This window comes from Paenibacillus sp. FSL R7-0297 (genome assembly GCF_038009025.1).
Taxonomy (GTDB): Bacteria; Bacillota; Bacilli; order Paenibacillales; family Paenibacillaceae; genus Paenibacillus_AQ.
Genome location: NZ_JBBPAQ010000001.1, coordinates 4,649,457 through 4,675,044 on the forward strand (window position 1 = coordinate 4,649,457; position 25,588 = coordinate 4,675,044).

The 25,588-nt window shown below is 56.9% G+C and carries 3 protein-coding genes; all 3 read left to right on the top strand.

The features are described 5' to 3' along the window. Window positions 1–56: 56 nt before the first annotated feature. From MKZ24_RS20465 to MKZ24_RS20475, 3 genes are read left to right on the top strand one after another with little or no spacing between them, the layout of a single operon-like run. Window positions 57–12,503: an SDR family NAD(P)-dependent oxidoreductase gene (locus MKZ24_RS20465; RefSeq protein ID WP_340785895.1), complete on the top strand. Its 12,447-nt coding sequence runs from the start codon at window positions 57–59 to the stop codon at window positions 12,501–12,503. After that, window positions 12,500–16,309, top strand: coding sequence for a beta-ketoacyl synthase N-terminal-like domain-containing protein (locus MKZ24_RS20470; RefSeq protein ID WP_340785897.1), 3,810 nt, complete (start codon window positions 12,500–12,502; stop codon window positions 16,307–16,309). Before MKZ24_RS20465 ends, MKZ24_RS20470 begins: the two co-directional genes overlap by 4 nt. Next, the gene (locus MKZ24_RS20475) at window positions 16,310–25,552 is read left to right on the top strand and encodes an SDR family NAD(P)-dependent oxidoreductase (RefSeq protein ID WP_340785899.1); all 9,243 of its coding nucleotides are present in this window, start codon (window positions 16,310–16,312) and stop codon (window positions 25,550–25,552) included. Window positions 25,553–25,588 lie beyond the last annotated feature (36 nt).

The window sequence follows — 25,588 nt, forward strand, 5'->3', positions numbered from 1 at the left end:
TGTAAGAGCGGCCGAAATTCATACATTCATTAGGAAGAGAAGTGGAGGCTAAACAGATGAGCAATAATGGCATACATAACGGCGAACGCCCTTTTTATCTGTTTCTCTTTTCAGCCAAGACCCGGGAGGGCCTGATTCGGAGACTTGCGGATCTACAAGAGTGGATCAAGGAAGAGGCGGATGCCAGCACGGATGTCGGAAATATCGCCTACACGTTATCCGTCGGCAGAAGCCACTTTCCCGAGCGGGCGGCCGTGATTGCCGGCGATCTGCAGGAGCTGGAAACGGAGCTGCTGCGCACCCATGAGGCGCTTGCTGCGGATACGGGCAGCGCCTCCCGTGTGCTGCGGCGAAACCAGAACGGGCGTGAGGATCAGCGCAGGCTGGACGGGATAGTGGGGAAAAGAATAGCTGACGGGACAAGTGGGACTCCAGTCTCCCTGCAAGCGCTGGATGAGGCCGCAGGACTGTATATGGAAGGCTGCATTTGCAACTGGAACGTCTTGTACAGCGATCGCCAATATAACAAAACACCGCTGCCTACTTATCCGTTTCAGAAACACCAGTATTGGCTGGAGCTGAACACAGCAGCGCCTTTAGCTGCAATAGGAGGCGCTGCGGTACAAGCGATAGGCCCGGTATTGGATAGCAACCATTCTACGGTGCATGAACAGTGTTTTGCGAAAAAGCTGACGGGCACAGAGTTCTACCTGAACGATCATATCGTATCCGGACATAAGCTGCTTCCTGGTGTGGTCCAGCTGGAGATGGCTTTGTCCGCTGCGGCTGCTTCACTGCCGGGTACAACGGTCCGCAGGATAACGGGTGTTGTCTGGGCTTACCCGATTCAACTGGAGGACGGCGAAGCCGCTAAGACTGTGCAGGTGCGCCTATATCCGGGAGAAGCGGAAGCTGAACTAGATTACGAGATTACAAGCCTGTCCGAAGGAAATACGGTCGTTCATAGCCAGGGCAGTATCAGTTATACAGCGGAAGAACCGTCTGGTAATCTGCTGGACACCCTGGATATTACCGCGTTAAGCCAAGGGAAGACGCGCATCAGCGGAACCCAAATCTATGACAAGTTCAGAAAACATCAGCTGCTGCTCGGCCCGTCCTTTCAGTCGATAACCGAAATGTTTGCGGGGGAGACAGAAGCGTTAGCTTTCATCGAACTGCCTGCACATTTACGCGAAGGCTTCAAGGAATTTACGCTGCATCCCACCGTGGTTGACGGAGTGCTGGAAGCGGTCATCGGGCTGGTCAGCTCTCAGGAAGAACTGGAGGGTGCGGTGGCTCTGCCGTATTCTTTTGACAAGCTGGAAATCTTCGGGACCCTGCCGGCGAGCTGTGTATCCTATGTGAAAAAGCGGGAGTCCGCCAATACCGGCGGTGACCAGGAGTTCGACGTCGTGCTGGCCGACGGGCAGGGCCGGGTCCTGCTGAAGTTCACCCGCTTTGTACTGAAGGTCTTCCATCAGGGAAGACAGCAGAGTACAGAGGAGATGAGCTTTGCCTATGAGTGGAAGGAGAGCGGTACGTCCCTTCCGCAGCAGAATTCTATTCAAGGCGATGTGCTCTTATTCACCGGGCAGTCCGAGCTATTCAAGGAATTTGCCAAGGCTAATAATCATGCTGATTCAGGGCAGTTAACTATTGTAGAAGCCGGTGCTGAGTATCATCAGGACGGAGAAGCGCATTACCGGATTAACCCGGAGCAGCCGGCCGATTATGCCCGCTTGATTCGTGAATTGAAGAGCAGAGGCTGTACGCTGGAGACCATCGTGTATGAACAACCTGAGGTTGCTGCTGCTTCAAACGGGGCCGCTGCTGCGGGGGCATATCTGCACCAGCTGTATCTGGCGCAGGCGCTGATGGCTGGCCAGGAAAACCGGCATACCCGGGTGATCCAGTTATGCAAGGGCGGGGAGAAAGAGGCTGTACCACCGGAGCTTGGAGCACTGAGAGGCTTCAACAAAACGCTCAGGCTGGAGCATTCCAAGCTGCATTTCAGCACGCTGTTCACCGGACAGGACAGCACGGAGGAGCTGTACCGGATGATTGCCGCCGAGGTTCGCTCGGCTGATGATGAAGTGCTGTACCAGCAGGGCAGAAGGTATGTTCATACACTCAAGGAGATCGCTCTGCCCGAGAAGGAAGCCGCGCGGGATATCCTCAGGCCACAGGGCGTTTACCTCATAACAGGCGGACTGGGCAAGCTGGGGCTGATTGTGGCGGAGCATCTTGCCGGGCAGGTTCAGGCCAAGCTTGTGCTGATCGGCAGATCCCCACTTCAGCAAGGACAGGAACAGCAAATCATCCGTTTACAGAAGCTCGGGGCAGAAGTGCTGTACGTGCAGGCGGATATTTCACAGGAACAGGCAGCAGCAGCGGCTGTTGCCGAAGCAAGGAGCCGGTTCGGCAGCCTGAATGGCATCATTCATGCGGCGGGAGTCACCCGCGATGCACTTATCCAGGTGAAGGACGCGGAGCAGGCCGGCGAAGTGCTTGGGGCCAAAGTCCAGGGGCTGATATATCTCGACCAGGCAACGCAGGGGGATAAGCTGGATTTCATAGCAGCATTCTCCTCAATAGCCGCGGTAACGGGAAATACCGGGCAGAGCGATTACGCTTATGCTAATGCTTTTATGGACGAATATATGCTGGCCCGACATACCTTGGTGCGATCGGGGCACAGATACGGAAAGTCTATCTCCATTAACTGGCCGCTCTGGAAAGCCGGGGGAATGCAGGTGGAGGAACAGACTCTCTTGTTCTTCCGGAATACCGTGGGTCTGAAGCCGCTGGAGACTGCGGCAGGACTGGGCTATTTCGAGGCAATCCTGAACGGGATTGTACCACAAATATTGCCGCTTCAGGCAAACCGCAAGAAAATCAGCGGGATTCTGGGTCTTGATTCAGCGGCTTCCGGTGCAGCTATAACCGGAGAAGGAGCCGGTCACCGGGCGAATCTGGCGGCCGAATTACTGGAGCAGACTCAGCAAGCCATCACCGGAGTCATCAGTCGCTTGATGAAGCTGGATGAAGCTGTGATCCATCCCGATCAGGATTTGGGCGAATACGGTATGAGTTCCATTACGTTCACTGATGCCGCAAATGCGGTCAATGATGCGTTTCAGGTGCGGATGACACCGGCGGTCTTTTTTGAATATCCGACGGTCCGTGCATTATCTGCCCATCTGGCGGAGAGCTATGCGGACGAATTAGTTGGATATTTCAGCCATGGAGCCGTGCAGGCAGCTGCAACTACTGTTGATTATGGGCCGGTTAAGGCGGGGACCTCCGGTACGAAGACCAGACAAGGGTGGAAGCTGCCTCAGCCGGAGTCAGCCGGAGCCGTCAAACGCGAGCCGGTTGCCATTATCGGGATCAGTGGAGCTATGCCTGAGTCGAGGGATCTGGAGACATTCTGGGACCAGCTGCGGCAGCAGAAGGATCTGATCTCGGAGATTCCCGGCGACCGCTGGGATATTCAGGAACTGAACCGGCTGAAGGGCCGCGGCCCGGACAAGCCGATCTCCGGCTGGGGCGGCTTCATGAAGGACATCGACAAGTTTGACCCGGGCTTCTTCGGTATTAACCCGCGTGAAGCCGATCTGATGGACCCGCAGCAGCGGATATTCCTGGAAACCGTGTGGTCCACCCTTGAGGATGCCGGATATAAAGCTTCGGCGCTGTCAGGCAAGAAGGTGGGGCTGTTCGTCGGGGTCTCTACGAATGATTACAGCACTCTACTGCAGGACAACGACATCGAGATTGAAGCTTATTCTTCCACAGGCAGCTCTCACTGCGTACTCGCTAACCGGATTTCTTATCTGCTCAATTTCCGCGGCCCAAGCGAGCCGATTGATACGGCCTGCTCCAGCTCTCTGGTGGCCGTGCACCGGGCGGTGGAGAGTATTCAGAACGGCGACTGCGAACAGGCGATTGCCGGCGGTGTGAACGTGATTGCCGCCCCAACCCTGCACATCTCTTTCAGCCGGGCAGGCATGCTGTCACCGGACGGACGCTGCAAAACCTTCGATCAAAGCGCTAACGGTTATGTGCGCGGAGAAGGTACAGGAGCTGTTCTTCTCAAGCCGTTAAGCCAGGCCGAAGCAGACGGGGATTATATATATGCGGTTATCAAAGGAACGGCGATCAATCATGGCGGCAAGGTCAGCTCGCTGACGGTGCCGAATCCGAAGGCGCAGGCTGAGGTGCTGGTGGAAGCCTATGATAAAGCCGGCATTTCCCCGGATACCATCGGTTATATCGAAGCGCATGGCACCGGTACCAGCCTGGGTGACCCGGTGGAGATCAATGCGCTGAAAAGTGCTTTTAAGGAGCTGTATCACAGACACGGAATCCCGGTGAGCCGGGAGCAGTATTGCGGACTGGGCGCGGTCAAGACCAATATCGGCCATTTGGAAGCCGCCGCAGGCATTGCCGGAATCCTGAAGGTTGTGCTGGCGATGAAGCATAAGACCTTGCCGGGCAACGTTCACTTTAACCAGCTGAATCCGTATATCGAGCTTGAGCATTCGCCTTTTTATATCGTAGAGAAGACGCAGGAATGGACAGCGCTTGAAGGTGTGCCGAGACGGGCAGGGGTCAGCTCCTTCGGCTTCGGCGGAGTGAACGCCCATGTGGTATTGGAGGATTATATACCTGCAGCCGCCACGGATTCTTCTGGTCTTGGTTCCGGTTTCGGGCAATCCGGGAAGTCGGAACAGTCGGGGCAGGGCAACGTGATCATCCTGTCCGCTAAGACCAAGCCCCAGCTTCAGCAAAAAGTGCAGCAGCTGCTCAGCTACCTGACGCTTCACGGCGATAAGGAAGAGCTTACGCTGCATAACATCGCCTTCACGCTGCAGACAGGAAGAGAAGAAATGGCGGAGCGGATGGCTTTTGCCGCCACCGGCAAGGAGGAGCTGGTGAACATTCTGCGCAGCTGCCTCGCCGGGCCGGAACAAGCCTATGCAGTGTGCTACGGTCGGGTACCCGCACAGCCTGCGGCTTCACCATCGCTGTCCGCCAAAGCCGGAGACCGCTTATCGGCGCAGCCGGTTACAGCCCTGGAGCTTTCGGAGCTGCCGAAACAATGGACCTCCGGAGAGGCGGTGGACTGGAGCAGCCTGTATGTAAACCGGAAGGGCAGACGCATTCCGCTGCCGGTGTATCCTTTTGCCAGAGAAATCTGCTGGGTCCGTAAAAATACACGCCGTATCGCTCCCAAGCTGTCTTCCGCAGAAGCGGCTGCCGCCGTACTCCATCCGATGGTTGACAGCAATGTCTCCACTATGGAAGAGGAGAAATTCCGAACAGTGCTGCGGCTGGACCAGTTTTTTGTGAAGGATCACGTGGTTGGCGGGAAGGTTCTGCTGCCTGGTGTAGCCTATCTGGAGATGGTACGAGCTGCTGCCGCTTTGGCGGGAATCACCCCGGTAACGGGGCTGAAGGATGTCCGGTGGATTAAGGCCGTGGAGCTGGAGGTAGACCGGAAGGAAATTTACACCTCTTTCCGGCTTGTTGAATCAGGAGAGCTGGAGTACCGGGTGTTCAGTGAAGCCGGGGATCAGCGCGTTCTGCACTCCTCGGGGATTATTTTGCAGGAGACACCGGCTTCCGCCCAAACGCTGGAGATTGCGATGATCAAGGAGAGAAGTACATCCACCTTCGATCATGCACAGTGTTATGACCATATCTTCAAGGGCGTCGGCTTCGATTATGGCCCCTCCTTCCGGGTGACGAAGACTGCTTATGGCTCTATACAGGAGGGCTTGTCCGAAATTTCTCTGCCGGAGCATCTAGAAGCGGATTACGCGGACTATGTGCTGCATCCGTCGATCATTGACGGTGCGGTGCGGTCGCTCTCCTGGGCAGGCAACCGCAGCGATGAGGACTTGACACTCCGGGTGCCGTTCGCCCTGGACCGTATGGAGCTGGTCGGTGAGGTTCCCCGGCACTGCTACGCCTATGCGAAGACCGCAGAGGGGGCAACCGGCACGGATGATGAGGGAACGCGGAAGTATGATATCCGGATTACAGATATTGAAGGCCGGGAGGTTGTGCGGCTGTTTGGATTCTCGATTAAGCAGTACGCCACAGCCAAAGGAGCCGCACCCGGGCAAGCTGCCGGTTTATCGCTGTATGCTCCGGAATGGGTAGAAGCTGGTCTGCCGCAGGAATCCGCTGCGTTGTCCTCAATTGTGGTGTTCGGCTCAGCGGCTTTGGCCGGTTCTATCCGGGGGCAGGCTACGCAGCAAGGCTTGGCGCCAGACCGCTGTATTCAGGTTCAGGCCGGGGCCGGATATGCCCGGCTGAGCAGCACAGAGTATGTGATCAACCCGGGACAGGCAGCGGATTACCTCCGGTTACTGGAAGCTTTGAACACTCAGGGCGTGGAGCTACAGCATATTGTGCATGGCTGGAATGTGAATGCCGATGCCGGTGCAGGGGTTGGGGCTGCGCTGGAAGATACGGGAAGTCTGCAAGAAGGGCTGGCGGAATTTCTGGAGGTGCAAATGGATCAAGGGCTGTATTCCCTGCTGCATCTCTTGCAGGCGGTGTCAGCATCGAAGCCGAAGTCCAGAATCAGATGCTTATATGCCTATGACAGTGCAGAACATGTGCTGACGCCGCTGAATGAAATGGCTGCCGGATTAGCCCATTCGATCTCTGCCGATCATCCGTTGTTCCAACTGAGTCTTGTTCAGCTAAATGCAGCGGCACCAGCAGAAGCTGCAGAGCGGTTGGTTCAAGAATTACTGCCGCCGCAGCTTGCCAGCGGGACAGAGATCAGATACGACGGCGGAGCACGTTATCTGCGGAAGCTCCTTCCGCAGCCCATGCTTCACCAGGCCGGGGAATCCAGGTTCATCAGAGGCGGTGTCTATATTATTACCGGCGGCACCGGAGCACTCGGCATGCTGGTGGCGGCTGAACTGGCCGCTACGGTTCAAGCCAGGCTGGTGCTGGCCGGAAGGCAGCAGGTGGATGTGGAAATTCAGGCGAAGCTGGAGCATTTGGCGGGTCTTGGCGCAGAAGCGGTCTACCTTCAGGCCGATATTGCCGACATGGGCGGTACAGTCCGGTTAATCGGACAAGCCAAAGCTCGCTTCGGCGGGATTAACGGCATCCTTCATTGTGCCGGAATCGGCGAGACGGTGAAGGCAGCGGAGAGCAGCAAAGCAGGCTTTGCCCGCATTCTCGGCCCCAAAGTCAACGGGACCCTGAATCTGGATCTGGCCAGCAAGGAGGAAGCGCTGGATTTGTTCATCCTGTTCTCGTCCACCTCTGCACAGATCGGGGATATGGGAGCGGGCAGCTATGCGGCTGCCAATAGCTTCATGGACCGGTTTGCCGTCTATCGTGACCGTCTTGCCGCACAGCATCAGCGGCAGGGCAAGACCGTATCCATCAACTGGCCGCTCTGGCAGGATGGAAGATATCAGGTTGCCGCAGCCCAGCAGCAGGTGCTGGCCGATTATTATGGCATGCACCTGCTGGACAGCAGAACAGGCCTGGATATTCTGGAGGCTGTGCTAAAAGAGGATGCCGTGCAGGCCTTCGTCGGCTACGGCGATCCGCACAAAATCGCCCGGGTGCTCGGTATAAGCGGAGCTGGTCAAGCTGGTCAGGCGGCGACAGCGGCGCAGTCAGCAAGCAGCAGCGTTGACAGCGGGGAACTGCTGGTACGGACGCAGGCTTATCTTGTCAGCCTGCTTGCCAAGACTCTGGGCATCTCCAGGGACCGGATCGGCCAGGCTTCACCGCTGGATGCCTTTGGTTTGGATTCGATCATGATTCTGGAGCTGAATGAGTCGCTCCAGCGCGATTTCAGCGGACTGCCGACCACATTATTTTACGAATATAACACGGTAGAATCGCTTGCCGGTTACTTCACCGGGCATTACGGAGCACAGCTTGCTTCCCTATTGAAGCTTGAGCAGCCGCGGAACCCGGAGGCGGTGAAATTGTCAGTAGATCCGCAGGCTGCGGCAAGTGCAGCAGTGCAAATGCACAGCAGCAATTCTGTCGGCCGCACTGGTGCCGCAGCGCAGGGCGGACGCTTCCTGCCGAAGGCAGGGGAAGCTGCACCGCCGGTAAGAAACGCGGTGAACAACGGCGGTATGGATATCGCGGTCATCGGCATGGATGGCAGATTCCCGATGGCGGGCAATATTTCCGAGCTGTGGGATAACTTGAGGGAAGGGCGGGACTGCATAACCGAAATTCCCGCTGACCGCTGGGATTACATGCGTGACTACGATGCGGAGAAGGGCAAGAAGGGCAAAATTTACACCAAATACGGCGGTTTTATCGACGATGTGGACAAATTCGATCCGTTATTCTTCCAGATGACACCGCGGGATGCCCAGTTGACGGACCCGCAGGAACGGTTGTTTCTGGAATGCACCTACCACACCGTTGAGGATGCCGGATACACCCGTGAGAAGCTCGCCCGCTCCAAGGTCGGTGTTTTTGTCGGCGTCATGTATGGCCATTATCAGCTTATCGGGACGGAAAGCTACGCCTCAGGCAATCTGGTAGCGCCTAACTCGTCCTTCGCGTCCATCGCCAACAGGGTGTCGTACTTGTTCAACTTCCAGGGGCCGAGCATGGCGGTTGATACCATGTGCTCCTCCTCGCTGACCGCGATTCATCTGGCCTGCGAGAGTATCCGCAGCGGTGAGAGCGAGGCTGCGCTTGCCGGAGGCGTCAATGTGACGATCCACCGCAACAAATACGTGTTCCTGTGCAGCCAGCGCTTCGCCTCCAGTGAAGGCAAATGCCGGGCCTTCGGCGAAGGCGGAGACGGTTATGTGGCCAGTGAAGGTGTGGGCGCAGTTCTGCTCAAGCCGCTCAGCAAGGCCATAGAAGACGGAGATCATATCTACGGAGTCATCAAGGGTACGGCAGTGAATTCCGGCGGTAAAACCAGCGGCTACACCGTGCCGAATCCGGGTGCCCAGGCTGCGGCTATTACTGAGGCCCTCCGCAAGTCGGGCGTACATCCCAGAACAATTACCAGTCTCGAAGCGCATGGCACCGGGACCTCACTGGGCGACCCGATTGAAATTGCCGGACTGTCCAAGGCGTTCGGCCAGTACACGGACGAGAAGCAGTTCTGCTCGATCAGCTCGGTCAAATCGAATATCGGACATCTAGAATCTGCTGCAGGGATTGCCTCAGTAGCCAAGGTCATGCTGCAGATGAAGCACCGGATGCTGGCACCGTCGATTCATACGGAGGAACTGAACAGCGGTATCCATTTCGAGGATACACCGTTCTATGTGCAGCGCAGCCTGGACCGCTGGGAGCAAGCTCCGGGCAGCGGAGAGTTGCGCAGAGCCGGCATCAGCTCCTTCGGGGCAGGCGGAGCCAACGTGCACCTGATTGCCGAAGAATACCTACCGGCGCAGGCCGCTGCAGAAATTACCGGAAGCAAGCTGATCGTATTGTCCGCCAAGAACCGGGAACGACTCATGGAGAAGATTCATGAGCTGCACAGTTTCCTGGAAGCACCGCTTACGGGAGAATACACACTGGCAAATATCGCCTACACGCTGAGCACGGGCCGGGAGGAAATGGAGGAACGGCTGGCTTTTGCCGCCTCGACACTGGATGAACTGAAGTCAGCCCTGCAAGCTATTGCGGACGGTGTTGTCCACGAAGGGGTACACCAAGGCAATTCGGCTGCGGCGCTAACGAACGGAGCCGCCATTCTCGGGAATGACCCCGAGGACATTGCTTATATCGCCGCGCTGGCCCGCAAGAATCAGCTGGAACGAATTGCGAAGCTATGGGTCCTCGGCACGCCGATTGACTGGAGTCTGCTCTTTGCAGGCTATAAGCCGCAGAAGGTTTCTCTGCCGCTGTATCCTTTTGCCAGAGAACGATATTGGCTGGAGAACACGGGCAGCATCAGCACAGGAATAGCTGTAACTGCAGCGAACGGACAAGCGGAGAACGGTCTAATGCCTGAAGGGCTGCTCTCTCTGCACCCGCTACATCCGCTGGTGGATGTCAATATCTCCACACTGCGCGAGCAGCGGTTCCGCAAGCGGCTCTCTGTCGAGCAGTTCTACCTGCGGGATCATATCGTTGCGGAGCAGATGCTGCTGCCCGGGGTCGCTTACATTGAGATGGCCAGAGCTGCAGGTGAAATTGCAGCCGAAGCCACAGTCAGCGCGGTCCGGGACATTGTCTGGCTGAAGCCGGTGGTGATGACAGAGGATTCCATGGACCTGGATATCGTTCTGGAGCCTGAAGGGGAGGCCGTGCATTATGAAATCTTCAGTAATGCCCGGAGCGGCAAGGTTGTGCATTCCAGAGGCGTTCTGGAATTCGCTGAGGTGCCTGCATCCCGGAGAAGCCGGAGCCTGGACCTGGATGGAATCAAGGGCCGCTGCCCGGGCCGCAAGGATAAATACGAATGCTACCAGCATGTATTCAAAGGAATTGGGTTCGATTACGGTCCTTCCTTCCAGGTGACAGAAGAGGTGCTGAGCGGGAAGGAAGAGACGCTGGCCCGCTTGTCCCTGAACGAGGCCTACAGAGCCGCATTGCCTGAATTTGTACTTCACCCCGCGTTATTCGACGGGGCGGTACGCTCGGTGGCCGCAGGCAGGGATGAAGCAGGCAGAGCCACGCACATTCCATTCTCGATGGGGAACATCGGGATATTCGCACCAATTCCTGCCGACTGCTATGTGTACACCCGGGTGAAGGAGCAGCCGGGAGAGAACAACCAGGGACTGAACATTTTTGATATTGCCATTCTCGACCTGGACGGCCATGAAGTGGTCAGAATCGAGGATTTCATCGTCCGGCCGTTTGCCGGTAAGCCGGAAGGCCGTCGCCCGGAGGAGGAGATATTCTACTATACTCCGGTCTATGAGAATGAAGCGCTTGTCCCGGTAATGGGTGCAGAGCGGCGGAATGTTCTGATCTTTGGCGAACCGGCAGGCGGCGGGGGCAACGGTGATAAGGATGCCGCTCATCCGCCGCTGCACATGATGCCAAGCGGAGCAGACGGCTGCGTCTGGATTACACCGCATACGGAATACCGGGCACGTCAGGGAAATCATATGGCGATTAACCCGCTGAGGGAAGCGGATTATGTGAGACTGCTGCAGGAGCTGCGGGAGAGCGGCTTTGACGCCACCCATGTCTTGCATCAGTGGGCAGGAACGGCAGCGCCGCTGCCGCTGACTGCGCTAAGTGATGACATGATCCAGCCTGTGCTGACAGAGATGCTGGAGAACGGCGTATTTTCCGTCGTCTCACTGTTTAAAGCCTTCGTTCAGGTGTACGGACAGCAGCCCCTGAAGCTGCTGTTCATCTATCGGACAGACCAGGGAGCCTTCTCGGCTCCTCATGAACTGCTTACCAGCTTCGCGAAGTCGATTGTAACGCTGCACCATAAGTTCCAGATTGCCAGCGTATCGGCGGATGACCATACAATCAGCGGTGTGGGCTTTCAGGAAAGACTTTATCAGGAGCTGTTCTCTTCAGAGAACATAGGTCATACGGATATCCGCTATACCGGAGAACAGCGGCAGGTGCGCAAGATTAAGCCGCTGGAGCTTGGCGGCAGGAAGGCAGCCGTGTCAAGCACCGTTGTTTTTAAAGAAAACGGTGTGTATCTGATTCCGGGCGGTACAGGCGCGCTGGGTATGATTTTTGCCAGATATCTTGCCCGCACTTACCAGGCCACCGTTATTTGCACCGGCAGACAGCCGGCAAGTGAGCGGACGGATGTCTTCATGGAGGAGCTGGAGCGGCTTGGAGGAGAGGGCCGTTATCTTCAGGGCGATATCGCAAGCGCCGGGGATGTGAAGAAGATCATGGGCATCATCAAAAGCGGGTTCGGCGTGCTTGACGGTATCATCCACTGTGCAGGCCAAGGCGGATCAGTACCCGTAACGGAAGCGGACCGCGCGGCAGGCCGGGAGATCATGAATTCCAAGGTACAAGGCTTGATCCACCTGGACCTGTTCAGTACGGATTTTGATCTCGGTTTTCTGATCCTCTTTTCCTCCATTTCGGTGGAGCTGGGTGATCTGGGCGTCGGTTATTATGCCATGGCCAACAGCTTCATGGACCGTTATGCACAGCTCAGAAATGAATCAGTGTCACAAGGGAAGCGCAAGGGCCAGACGATTTCGGTCAATTGGCCGCTGTGGAAGGACGGGGGATTTGAAATTCCCGATAGCGAGTCGGCATTCTATTCCAGCTACCTGGGCATGAGCATGATGGATGAAGATACGGGCATCCGGGCTTTTGAAGCCATCTGCCAGGCGGGCTGCGGCAATATCATAGTTGCTGCGGGGAACAAGCCCAAGATTGATCATGCGTTCAAGCTGGAAAAAAACACACCGGTGCAAGAAGTTCCGCTAGAGGACAAGGAGGCCATTGTTGACCTGCTGACCCGGCTGCAGGCCGGAGAGATGAGCGAAGCGGAAGTGGAACAGTGGATGGGGGGCCTACGATGAGTGACGCAAACCTGGAAATGGGCAGAATTCTGGAGCAGATCAAGCGGGGAGAGATAGACCCCGAGCAGGGCTATACGCTGATCCGGCAGCTGAAAAGCCAGCCCACAGTGCCAGCAGACACCAAGCGGGCAACCGGATCAAATGCAGAGGCACAGGGAGGCCAGGGGCTTCATGACTATACTGTCCAGTATTTGAAGGGGCTGCTCTCGCAGGTCATCGGTCTGGACACAGACCGGATCAATGCGGGGCAGAGCCTGGAGGAGTACGGGGTGGATTCGGTGGCGATTATGGAGATCAACTCGCTGCTGGACAAGGATTTTCCGAATCTTCCGAAGACGCTGATGTTCGAATACGGTAACTTGGCTGAGCTTGCCGGGTATTTTGTACAGAATCAGCGGGAGCTGCTGGAAGGGCAGGCCGGGTACCGGCAGACCCGCGAGAATCACCAGGCGGTTAAGCCCGCCGTACCGGCGGCAGACCTTGCACCGGTTCAGAAGAAGAGTGATGAACCTTCGAAGAAATATAGATCCTTCGTAACGCCCGGCAAGAGCCGGGACCAGGCAGTGGAGCAGGCTCATCCGGCAAAGGACGAGGGGATTGCGATCATTGGCATCAGCGGCGTTTTTCCGGGTGCCCGCAATCTGGATGAATTCTGGAATAATCTGAAGAACGGTGTGGACTGCATTTCCGAGATTCCGCCGCAGCGGTGGGATCACAGCCGATTCTACGATCCGGAGAAAGGCAAGAAAGGCAAAGTGTACAGCAAATGGGGCGGTTTTATCGACGAATATAACTGCTTTGATCCGCTGTTTTTTCAGCTGACGCCAAGGGATGCGGAGCAGCTAGACCCGCAGGAACGCCTTTTCCTGGAGAGTGCACACAGCGCCATTGAGGATGGCGGCTATACCCGGCAATCCCTGTGGAACAGTAAGACAGGTGTGTTCGTCGGTGTCATGTACGGTCACTATCAATTGTACGGAGCGGAGGAGACCGCCAAAGGAAATACCCTGACACTCAGCTCGTCGTATGCCTCCATCGCCAACCGGGTGTCCTATTTCTTTAATTGGAGCGGGCCCAGCATTGCGCTGGATACGATGTGTTCCTCGTCGCTTACCGCGCTGCATCTCGCCTGTGAGAGCATTTACCGGGGAGACAGCGAGATTGCGATCGCGGGGGGAGTGAATGTCACCATTCACCCAGATAAGTATCTGTTCCTCTGCAATCAGCGGTTCGCCTCGAGTGAAGGCAAATGCCGCGCCTTCGGCAGCGGCGGAGACGGGTATGTGCCCGGCGAAGGGGTGGGTGCACTGCTGCTGAAGCCGCTCGCCAAAGCAATGGAGGACGGAGACAACATCTATGGGGTGATCCGGGGAACCTCGATTAACCATGGCGGCAAGACGAACGGCTACACCGTTCCCAATCCGAATGCGCAGTCGAATATTATCGCGGAGGCGCTGCGCAAATCGGGCGTCCATCCACGGCATATCAGCTATATGGAGGCACATGGAACGGGAACCGCGCTCGGTGATCCGATAGAGATCAGCGGCTTGACCAAAGCCTTCAGAACCCGGACGGCAGATAACCAGTACTGCGCAATCGGCTCGGTCAAAAGCAATGTCGGTCATCTGGAATCGGCGGCCGGGGTGGTCTCCATCATTAAAGTGCTGCTGCAAATGAAGCATAGGCAGCTTGTACCCTCGCTCCATTCCGAGGTGCTGAATCCGAATATTAACTTTGCGGAGACCCCTTTCTATGTTCAGCGCCGCCTGGAAGAGTGGAAACCTGCCATTATTGAAGAGGGGGGCGTGTCCAGGGAATGCCCGCGTTACGCGGCGGTAAGCTCATTCGGCGCAGGCGGCACGAACGTGCATGTCATCCTGGAGGAATACATGGGGAAGCCGGAAAGTGTCTTGTCCGCACCGAACAGTGACTGCAGCTGTGGGCCGTACATCTTTATTTTATCCGCCAAAAACAAGGACCGGCTGAACGCTTATGCCAAGCATGTCCTTGATTACATTGATCTGCACACGGTGTGGCAGGGAAATGTGCCGGAAGAGATCAGCAGCACTGCACTTAGAAAATATGTGATCGCCGACATCACCGCCTGCTTCCTGCAATCGGCCCTCCTGCCTGCATACATCAGCGCCCAGGAGGCCATTGAGGAATACGGCCTGTCCAAAGAAGAGCTGATGGCTGCTGCGGACGCTCTTTATGAAGCTTATCCGGTCCGGCTGCCTATGGGCCTCCTGACGGGCAGCGCCACGATTGAAGGCATTGCCGGTCATCTGCTGGAGCAGCTGGGTTCTGCAGCCATTACGGCCAGACACGGACTTGGAGCGGGAACGGCAGAATCAACGGAAGATGTGGAAAGCGCAATAGATGCGAACCGTACGGCCGTCTATGATTTCCGCCTGGAAGAGCTGATCTATACACTTCAGGTTGGCCGGGAGCCCATGGAAGAAAGACTGGCGATCGTGGTATCCGGTACGCAGGAGCTGAGGGAGAAGCTGAGCCAGTTTCTGGCCGGCAGCCGCAAAGTCTCCGAGGTCTATGCGGGAAATATCAGCGCCGGCAGCGAGATCCGCGACGTTTTCTCGGAAAGTGAGGAAGGGGAAGCCTTCCTGCTGTCCCTGGTGCAGTCCGGCAAGCTGAGCCAGCTCTGCAGATTGTGGGTTAGCGGGGTGAGCTTCAACTGGCAGCTGCTGTATGCGCAGAGCAAGCCGGGCAGAATCTCCTTACCAACTTATCCGTTCGACCGGACACGCTACTGGTATAACTCGGCGGAAGCCGCTGCAGCAGTATTCAGCAGCAAACCCTTAGCGCTGGCGGCGGTCATCGATTCCAATGAATCGGTATTTGAGGAGCAATGCTACAAAAAAAGCTTAAGCGCAGCCGATGCCTACCTGCGCGATCATGTGGTCCAAGGCCGGATGGTGCTGCCGGGAGTGGTCTATCTCGAAATGGCCTGGCGGGCAGGGGCGCTCTCCAGCCGGGAGTGGAAGGTGCAGTCGGTGACCGATGTGAAATGGCGCAGAACGCTGGAGCTGCCGGCAGACAAGGATGTCCAGGACATCTTTGTGGCGCTGGTTGCCCAGGAAGACGGGATAGGAGCCAGTATCTATTCCCTGAACGGGAACGGTCAAAGAGTACTGTACTGCACCTGTACGGTGAATTATACGGACGGTGAAGCCGAAGCCGCGGATGTGAATGCTGTGGATATTCCGCACATCCTCCAAACAGCCAGCCACACCCGTTACCGCGAAGACTGTTATGAGCTGTTCTCGGCTCACGGAATGAAATACGGCCCGAATCTGCGGACCATTGAAGCGGTATATACCGGGGATCACGGCACCTTGTCCATGCTGACACTGCCGGTACACACGCAAATGCCACTTCAGGAATATATCCTGCATCCCGGATTTGCTGACGGAGCGATGCAGACAGCATTGTATTCGGTGCTCAGCGGCCAGCGGCAGTATGGAACCTTTGTTCCGTTTGCCTTACAGACTGTAGAGGTCTACAGACCGTTGACACCTGTGAGCTATTGTCTGGTTGCGCCTGCCGCTTATGCGAAGGAGCAGGATATGCAGTTCGATTTGCTGCTGCTCGACAGCTCAGGCCAGCCGGCGGTGCGTTTCTCCTGTCTTTCAGGAAGAGATTTGACGTCTTCGGCGCAGAACACGAGGGCGGCGGAAGCAGATTCGGCGGCTTTGGCGGGGACTGCGCTGCTGGATGAGATGCTTACCAAGCTGCTGAACGGAGAAGCCGGGGTAGACGAAGTTGAGAGAATGCTGGGGGGAATCTAAGTGAGATCAATTATTGAAAGGATCGCCAGCGGAGCCATCTCCAAGGAGGAAGGCCTCCGGCAGATTGCGGCGCTTAAGCGCTCGGATAAGCAAGTGTGCCTAACCTTCACCAAGACTTTGACGGAACAGCCGCTTACAGACCTTAAAGGGGATTCTCTCGGACATGTGCTCGTTCTGGCAGCCGATAGGGGTCTTGAGCCCAAGCTGCGCGGCCAGTTTGCCTCCTTGTTCCAGTCGCTTACGTTTGTCACGGCGGATGAAGCCGGCACCGGCGCGGAAACTGGGCAGGACAGGCCTCCTTTGCAGAGTCAGGAGGATTATACACGGCTGCTGTCCGGCCTGGAGCAGCAGGGACGTTTTCCCGGCAGCATTCTTCATCTCCTGTCCCAGGAGGAAGTGGCCGATGGAGAGACGGATGCTGCCATGGAGAGCGGTGTATATTCAATGTTTGCGCTGACCAAAGCCCTGCTCTCCTTCAAAAAACGCGCAAAGGTTAATATCCTGTTCCAATATAAACATGCAGAGAATCATGCGGTGCATGCTGCACTGGACGGTTTTGTGAAAAGCGTCATGATCGAGAATCCCGGCCTGCTGTACAAGACGGTATCCACCGATCTTGGCCGCGAAGCTTTTGACCCGCAGCTGCTGGAGCAGCTGCTGCTGGAGCTGGGCTCCATGCTGAACGGCCACCGGGAAATCCATTACCGGGGTTCCCGGCGGTATGTGCCGGTTCTTGAACGGTATACTGCTCCGGCAGATCACGTCCCTGTACGGCAGCAAAGTCCCGCAGCTCATCCGGTCTACCTCATCACAGGCGGACTGGGTGCGCTCGGCTACACGCTAGCCCGCCATTTGGCGGATACCTGTTCGGCCAGCCTTATTCTAACCGGAAGAACGCCGCTGAATCGTGCGCTGGAAGAGAAGCTGCAGGCGCTGCACAGAAACGGCAATCAGGTGAGGTATGTCCGTGCCGACGTGGCAAGTCCAGCCGATACCCTGGCGCTGCTCTCCGAAGTCCAAGCCAGCTTCCCCCGGCTTGATGGCATCCTGCACTGTGCCGGAATGACCAGCGATTCCTTCATCCTGCATAAGGAGCGGGAAGAGTTTGAACGGGTGCTGGCCGCGAAGGTTGCCGGTACGCAGAACCTGTATGAGGCGTTTGGGCAAGAGCCGCTGGAGTTCATGCTGCTGTTCTCCTCCATCTCCGCCGTGACCGGCAATGTGGGGCAATGCGATTATGCTTATGCCAACAGCTTCATGGACCATTTTGCCAATGAGAAAAGAGCCGCTGCCGGTGTAAACATCCTCTCCGTCAACTGGCCGCTGTGGCAGGAGGGCGGGATGATGACGACAGCGGACAGCCTGGACATTATGCGGAGGAACCTAGGGATATCGGTCCTGCCTACAGCCGAGGGAGTGGATGCGTTCGATAAGCTCAGCCGTCAAATGGTGGAGAATGCCTTAGTACTCTATGGCGACGCTGCACGGATAGAGCAAGCGGTAGAGGCAATCAATTATCCGCAGCAGAGGGACAAGCCAAGGGCTGACACGGCGGTTGCCGGTGGCGGAGCAGTATTATTGCCTGAAGCATCACCCACTATATCTATAGATACGGAGGCGCTGAAGCAAGGCGCGGAGCAATATTTGAAGAGTATTTTCATCAAAGTCACCAAAATTCCGCCGCATGCCCTGGGCCTGGATGATTCGTTTGAGAAAATCGGCTTTGATTCCATTATGGCGATGAGCATTAACGAGGAGCTGGAGGCCAGCTTCGGCGAGCTGTCCAAAACGCTGTTGTTCGAATACCAGACGCTGCGGGAATTAAGCGAATATTTCACTGAACAGCACAGTGAGGCACTCGCCGGACTGATTGATCCTCCGACCCCCAAAAAGGCTGCTGCGCCGCAGGCCCTTCGCCCGGATGCGCGCCTGCAGCTCTCTGGCAAAACGCCTATTCCGCCTAAGCGGATTCAGCCTTCCGCAAACGCCGTGCAGGCTGCCAGGCACCGGGACCGCAGCCGGGCGAATGAGGATATTGCGATCGTCGGCGTCAGCGGGAAATTCCCGATGTCCCCGGATCTGCAGGCCTTCTGGAATAATCTTCTTCAGGCGCAGGACTGCATTACCGAGATTCCCGCAGACCGCTGGAGCATTGACGAATATTACACTACGGATAAGAACCAGCTCGGCAAAATGTACTGCAAATGGGGCGGCTTCCTTGACGATGTAGACCGCTTTGACGCTTTGTTCTTCAATATATCGCCCCGGGAAGCGGAAATTATGGACCCGCAGGAGCGGCTGTTCCTGGAGTGCGCCTACAGCGCCATTGAGGATGCCGGATATACACCGGGTACGCTGGGCAGCCGCAAGGTCGGTGTTTTTGCCGGTGTGATGTATGGCCAGTATCAGCTTCTGGATGCTGAGATTGACGGCAATAAAATCGCCCTATCCTCCGTCTATGCGTCGATTGCCAACCGGGTGTCCTATCATCTCAACCTGAATGGACCGAGTATCGCACTGGATACGATGTGTTCCTCGTCGCTCACTTCGATCCATCTTGCCTGTGACAGTATCCGCCGGGGCGAGAGCGATTTTGCCATCGCAGGGGGCGTGAATGTCTCCATTCATCCCGATAAATACATATTCCTAAGCCAGCAGAAGTTCGCGGCCAGTGATGGGCGGTGCAGAAGCTTCGGTGAAGGCGGAGACGGATATGTTCCCGGGGAAGGCGTTGGCGCTGTTCTACTGAAAACGGTGGACCGGGCAGTACAGGATGGCGATCATATCTATGCCGTAATCAAAGCCAGCTCCATCAACCATGGCGGCAAAACCACAGGCTATACCGTGCCGAATCCGTCCATGCAGGGTGCGTTGATCCAGGAGACCTTGCAGGCTGCTGGGATTCATCCGCGTACGGTCAATTATATTGAAGCCCATGGTACAGGAACCTCGCTCGGTGATCCGATTGAAGTCAGCGGACTGGTCAAGGCCTTCAAGGAGGGGACAGGCGACAAGCAGTTTTGTGCCCTCGGCTCAGTGAAGTCCAATATCGGACACTGCGAATCTGCGGCCGGCATCGCGGCAATCACCAAGGTGCTGCTGCAAATGAAGTACGGTGTGCTTGTTCCCTCGCTTCATTCCGAGGAGCTGAACGGCCACATTAACTTTGAGGAAACGCCTTTTTATGTGCAGCGGCAGGCGGGTCCGTGGGATCGTGTATCGCTGCCGAAAGGCGGGGGTCAGAAGGAATATCCGCGCCGGGCAGGGGTCAGCTCCTTTGGGGCAGGCGGAGCCAACGCGCATATTATTCTGGAAGAATATATCCCGGCCCCGCAGAGCAGCAGTCAAGACAGCAAAGGCAGCGGAGAGCCGCACATCATTGTCTTATCTGCCAGAGCAGAGGACCGGCTGAAGGCTTACGCGCTGAAGCTGGCACAGTATCTGGAGTTGCCTGAAGCGGAAGCGGCCAGTCTTAAGGACATTGCCTATACGCTGCAGGTGGGACGGGAGTCTTTTGCAGAGAGGCTGGCGATCATTGCCGGTTCGGTCTCCGAGCTTAAAGCGCTACTGGATGAATTCAATCAGGGCCGATTGCCGGGCGGCAAGGTATACCGTGGCAATGTCAAAGGCTTCAAGGATTATATCGAGCTGTTCAACGCAGGTCAGGCGGGAATCTCTTATGTAGACCTGCTGCTGGACGGCGGCAATACCGGTAAAATAGCCCAGCTCTGGTCCCTGGGACTGGATGTCGACTGGCGGAAGCTGTACGAAGCGGACAGCTGCACAAGAGTTCCGCTGCCGACCTACCCCTTTGCCCGGAACCGTTATTGGGTCAGCGAGGTGAAGCGGCGGGAAATCCGCATCCCGGCTCTGGTCCCGGAGGCTGCCGGTATGGGAGAGCTGGTCGAGCATAATCTGTCCACCATTGACGGCTACCGTTTCTCTTCCCGGTCTGCGGTGATCAGCAGCTGCTATGAACCCTACACCTGGCAGGGACAAGAATATATGAACGGTTTCGGGCTGCTGGCGTTTGCGCGGGAAGCACTGGAGCTGGCCGGTTATAAGCAGGAAGGGCTGCTGCTGGAGAACATGGCCTGGTCGGGTCTGATGGACCGGCAGCAGCTTCCACCGGCACTGGACATTCACATCTTCCCGGACAGGGGAACCGCAGCGGGCGAGATCCGGATTGGGGAGCAAGTCGTCTTTCAATGTGAGGCAGTTGAAGAGGCTAATCAGAACGTAGATGCGGTCTATGCAAAGAAAGATATCCCGGAAGCAGGACAAGGGGAGCCGGTCCTGAAGCAGGCCCGGCAGGCACTCCGCTTACTCTATGGCATGGAGTCCGGACTGAAGCATGTCACCGGCTTGCGGCAAGACAAGAACATCTTGCTGGCCTTTGTTGATCTGGGAGAAGCTCCGGCAGCGGACTCCTTCTCCGCAGAGGCCGTGAATTCAGCTTGCCACACTCTGCTGGCCCTCGCTGCGCTGGAGCAGCCGCAGCATCCGGTGGTGCTGCATTCCATCCATCAAATGTCATTCCGGCACAAGCCGTTGCAGCAATTCGTGATTCGTGCCGAGCGCATTGCCGGGGATGAATACACACTGGCTGTATTAACCGGAGATGGGGCAGTGGTCTGGATAATGCAAGGCGTTCGTCTTACCGGTCTTCAGGTACAGGAGGTACAGGAACGGGAAACCGTCCAGTATTACACCCCCGCATGGACCCTAAGTCCGCAGGAGACGGCCGGAAATCTGACGGGTGATGTAGTGCTGTTCCTGGATGATATGCAGGAGCTGCCGCACTTCAAGCGCAGCTTCGCAGCGGGCGCTAGGCTGATCTTCGTCACCGCCGGGGAGCAATATGCCCAGCTCGGTGACAATCTCTACAGCTTGCGCTTTGACGACAAGCAGCATATTCATATGCTGCTTGAATCTCTGCAGGCGCGGCGTGTAAGCCTGACGCAGATTATATATTTGGCAGCTTCGGCTGCAATGAAGCCGCGCGACAAGCTAAACCACAGCGTATACCCGCTGCTGTTCCTGACCCAGGCGCTGATGGAGAGTAAGGCTGCGGCCGGCATCCGGCTGCTGTATGCCTTCAGGGAGACAGGGGATGCAGGCAGTCTGCTGGATGCCTCAATGGGCGGATTCATCAAGACGCTGCACCTGGAAAGCCCGAACTACAACTTCAAGACCGTCTCCCTGGCAGCTTCGCTGCCGCAGGAGGAGCTTCATTCCATTCTGGAACAAGAGCTGCTGCTGGACCCTGGGGAGCAAGAGGTTCAATACAGCAGCGCGGGCCGGTTCGTTAAGCGGCTCGTTCAAGCCGGAAGTGAAGCAAAGCCCGGCACTCCGGTAACCGTCAGAGCAAACGGTGTGTACATCATTACAGGAGGGCTTGGCGGGCTGGGGCGCGTGTTCGCCGCTTATTTGGCCGAAACGGCGCAGGCGCAGCTTGTCCTGACCGGCCGTTCGCCGCTGGACCGGGAGAAGGAGGCGAAGCTCGCGGCGCTCCGGGCGCACGGGGGTTCTGCCGAATACCTCGTATCGGACGCCGCAGACGAACAGCGAGCACGGGAGCTTGTCGGCTATGCGAAGCAGAAATACGGCCGGATTGACGGCATTCTGCACTGTGCGGGGATTCACCGGGATGCTTTTATTCTGAACAAAGAACAGGCAGACTTTGACCAGGTCATCTCCTCCAAGATCCTCAGCACACTGAATCTGGATCAGGCTGCACAGGAGGAGAAGCTGGATTTCATCCTGCTGTTCTCCTCCATTACCGGAGAGACAGGCAATCCCGGGCAGGCGGATTACGCCTATGCGAACAGCTTCATGAATGAATTCGCGCTCTACCGCGAACGGCTGGCCGAAGCAGGCGCACGGTCCGGGCGCACCTTCTCGGTGGCCTGGCCGCTGTGGGAAGCAGATGGCATGCAGCTGACCACGGAACAGCGGAGGATGCTGGAGCTGCAGACCGGCCTGACGCCGCTCCCTGTGCAGCATGGCATCGCAGCTTTTGAATTCTTGCTCCAGCAGGGCAATATCAATCCGCTGATTGTCGGATACGGTCAGCTGGAGCGCGTAAGCAGGCTGCTGGAGCGGATTAACCGCGTTGATCCGGCGGAAGCGGAGATTCACCCGGATCAGCTTGAAGACAGCAGCCTGTCTGACACTGAATTGCTGGACCGGACGCTGCACTACCTGACGGAGCTGTTCAGCGGACTGCTTAAGCTTCAGCCGGAAGAGATTGATATTACCGCCGAATTTGAAGAATACGGCATTGAATCGGTGATGGTCGGCTATTTCAACGGCAAGCTGGAAGAGGATCTCGGCGAGATTTCCAAGACCCTGCTGTTTGAATACCAGACCCTTAAGAGCCTCGCTGCACATATGGTCAGCCGCTACACCGGTGCTTTGAACAAGCTGTTCCGCGTTCACGGGGCAAGCCGGGAGCCCATGGAGCAGACTATTACTTCTTCAACCGCTGATTTGGCAGGCCAGCCGGTAATCTCTGCCGCCCAGCCGCCGTTATGGAAAGAACTGACCTCCTTCGCGGGACAAGGCGGGCAAAGGGGTACGGCCCATGCGGCGGCCGGGAAGGGCGAAGAGATCGCAATTATCGGTCTAAGCGGGAAATATCCGCTGGCCGGAGATATTTACGAATTCTGGGACAATATCGCTGGCGGAAGGGATTGTATCCGCGAGATCCCCGCAGACCGCTGGGATTACAAGAAATATCTGGGCGGAAGCTTCGAGAAGGTGCAGGAAGGCAAGATGTACAGCAAGTGGGGCGGGTTCCTCGATGATGTGGACAAGTTCGATCCGGCATTCTTTAATATTGCGCCGCGGGAAGCAGTGATCATGGACCCGCAGGAACGGATGTTTGCCGAGACGGTCTGGTCGGCTCTGGAGGATGCGGGCTACACCAAGAAGAAGCTGCAGCGGGACGGGGAGGAGAACGGCGCGAATATCGGCGTTTTTGCCGGAGCGACCACCTATTCGTACCAGCTGTGGGGACCGGAGGAATGGGAACGGGGCAATCTTTCGGCCATGCCGAACGTGTCACCCTGGTCCATCGCCAACCGGATTTCCTATATGTTCAACTTCAGCGGTCCCAGCCTGGCGATAGACACCGCCTGCTCGTCGTCACTTGCGGCCATTCATGCGGCGTGCGAGAGCCTGAAGAACAAAGAATGCCGCCTCGCGGTAGCGGGCGGAGTGAACTTATATCTGCATCCTTATAAATATGTGCTGATGTGCCAGACCAAGATGCTGTCTCCGACGGGGAAATGCCACAGCTTCGGCGATGCCGCTGACGGCTTTGTCCCCGGCGAAGGGGTGGGGGCCGTTCTCTTAAAGCCTCTGAGCGAAGCGATTAAGGATAAAGATCATATCTACGGCGTGATTAAGGCGACCGGAATCAACCATGGCGGCAAGGTCAGCGGGTATACCGTTCCGAATCCGAATGCCCAGGTCAGCCTGATCTCCAAGGCGCTGAAGCAGGCGGGAGTGGATGCTAGCAGCCTCTCTTATGTCGAGGCGCACGGCACAGGGACCAAGCTGGGAGATCCCATCGAGATTAATGCGCTCAATCAGGTATTTGCTGAAGCGAATCCGCCCAAGCAGTCCTGTGCCATCGGTTCGGTCAAATCCAATATCGGCCACCTGGAAGCGGCAGCAGGCATTGCCTCCATTACGAAGGTGCTTCTGCAGATGAAACACCGGCAGCTTGCCCCTTCCATCCATGCGGAGCAGACCAATGCCAATATTGATTTTGCGAATTCTTATTTCCGAGTACAGCATGAGCAGGCACCTTGGACGGTGGCCGGACCGGACGGCTCAGCCATAAGGCGGGCCGGTGTCAGTTCCTTCGGGGCCGGCGGAACCAATGCCTATGTGCTTATTGAGGAATACACCGCTGAAGTCCAGGCGGGTGTGCCTTCGGCACAGTCTGGTTCCGGTAACGGACACAGCAGCGGCGCTCAGTTCATCGTGCTGTCAGCCAAGACACCTTATTCCCTGAAGCAAATGGCCGTGAAGCTGCGCTCATTCCTGGAAGGCAATCCGGATACCGCGCTTGCGGATGCCGCATACACCTTACAGACCGGACGGGAAGAAATGACCTGCCGCCTGGCCTTTGTATGTACCAGCATCGCGGAATTACAGGCGAAGCTGGACAGCTATCTGGCCGGTGAGAACCTGGAAGACATCTTTTCCGGCAAGGTATCCAAGCGGACGAAAGGGACAGTGCTTACGGCCGGAGATGCTGCAGAAGTGGCAGCTGAATGGGTGCAGGGGGCCGAGGTTGAGTGGCCGAAGCTGCATTCGGGCGAGGAAGTGCGGATTATACCGCTGCCGACCTATGCTTTTGAAAGAGAGCGTTACTGGATTACCCGGACCGAATCGCCGGCTTCCGCAAAGGGCGGGGAAGGACGCAAGCTGCATCCGCTGGTGGACCGCAACCTGTCCAGCTTCAGCAAGCAGCGGTACGAGACGGTCCTTCAGGCGTCTGATAGGAACAGCGGACTGGCGAATACAGCCTTTATCGAGCTGTTCCGTATCACCGCAGAGCTGTCACTGGAGTCGCCCTGCCATGTGATTGAGGATGTGATTTGGGGCGTGCAGCCGCAGCCTGTGGCGGCGGACAGCCTTATGACTTCCCTGTATGAAGCTGGTGCGCACATTGAATGTGAGACAGGCTATGACAACGAGCAAGGCGATTATGTTATTTGTGCCCAGGGAAAAGTCACAGCAGCTCCTTACAGACCTGCAGCCGCAGTAATGCCATTCCGTATGGCTGAACTGGGAGCGCCCGCTGCATGGCCTGAGCCTAATACCACCGCCTTTCAGCATATTGAGACTATTCATGAGCTGCGGACCGGCGCACATCAGGCAGCAATCAGCGTTCGCCTTAAGGAAACTCTGGACTCCGCGCAGAACCGGGCGCTGCTTCACTATTCAGCTGTTGAAGAACTGCTGGCTAGCCTGATGCAGCTGGCCGTACAGGCTGACCAGGTGGAATACCGCAAGATGCTGAGATGTACGGTGCTCGGTCCGATGACCCGGGATGTTCAGGTACTCGCCCGGTGGCGGACGATGAGTGACGGGCTGACGGCAGTTGACATCTCTATCCTTGATCCGCAAGCGCGGGTTCTGATGACCATGGAAGAGCTGACCCTGAAGCTCACAGGAGCCTCAGTCTTAGACGCAGAACGGCGGGGAGTACCCGCAACCGTCTGAAGAGGGCAAGCGCCAGAATATAGCATATCAAACATA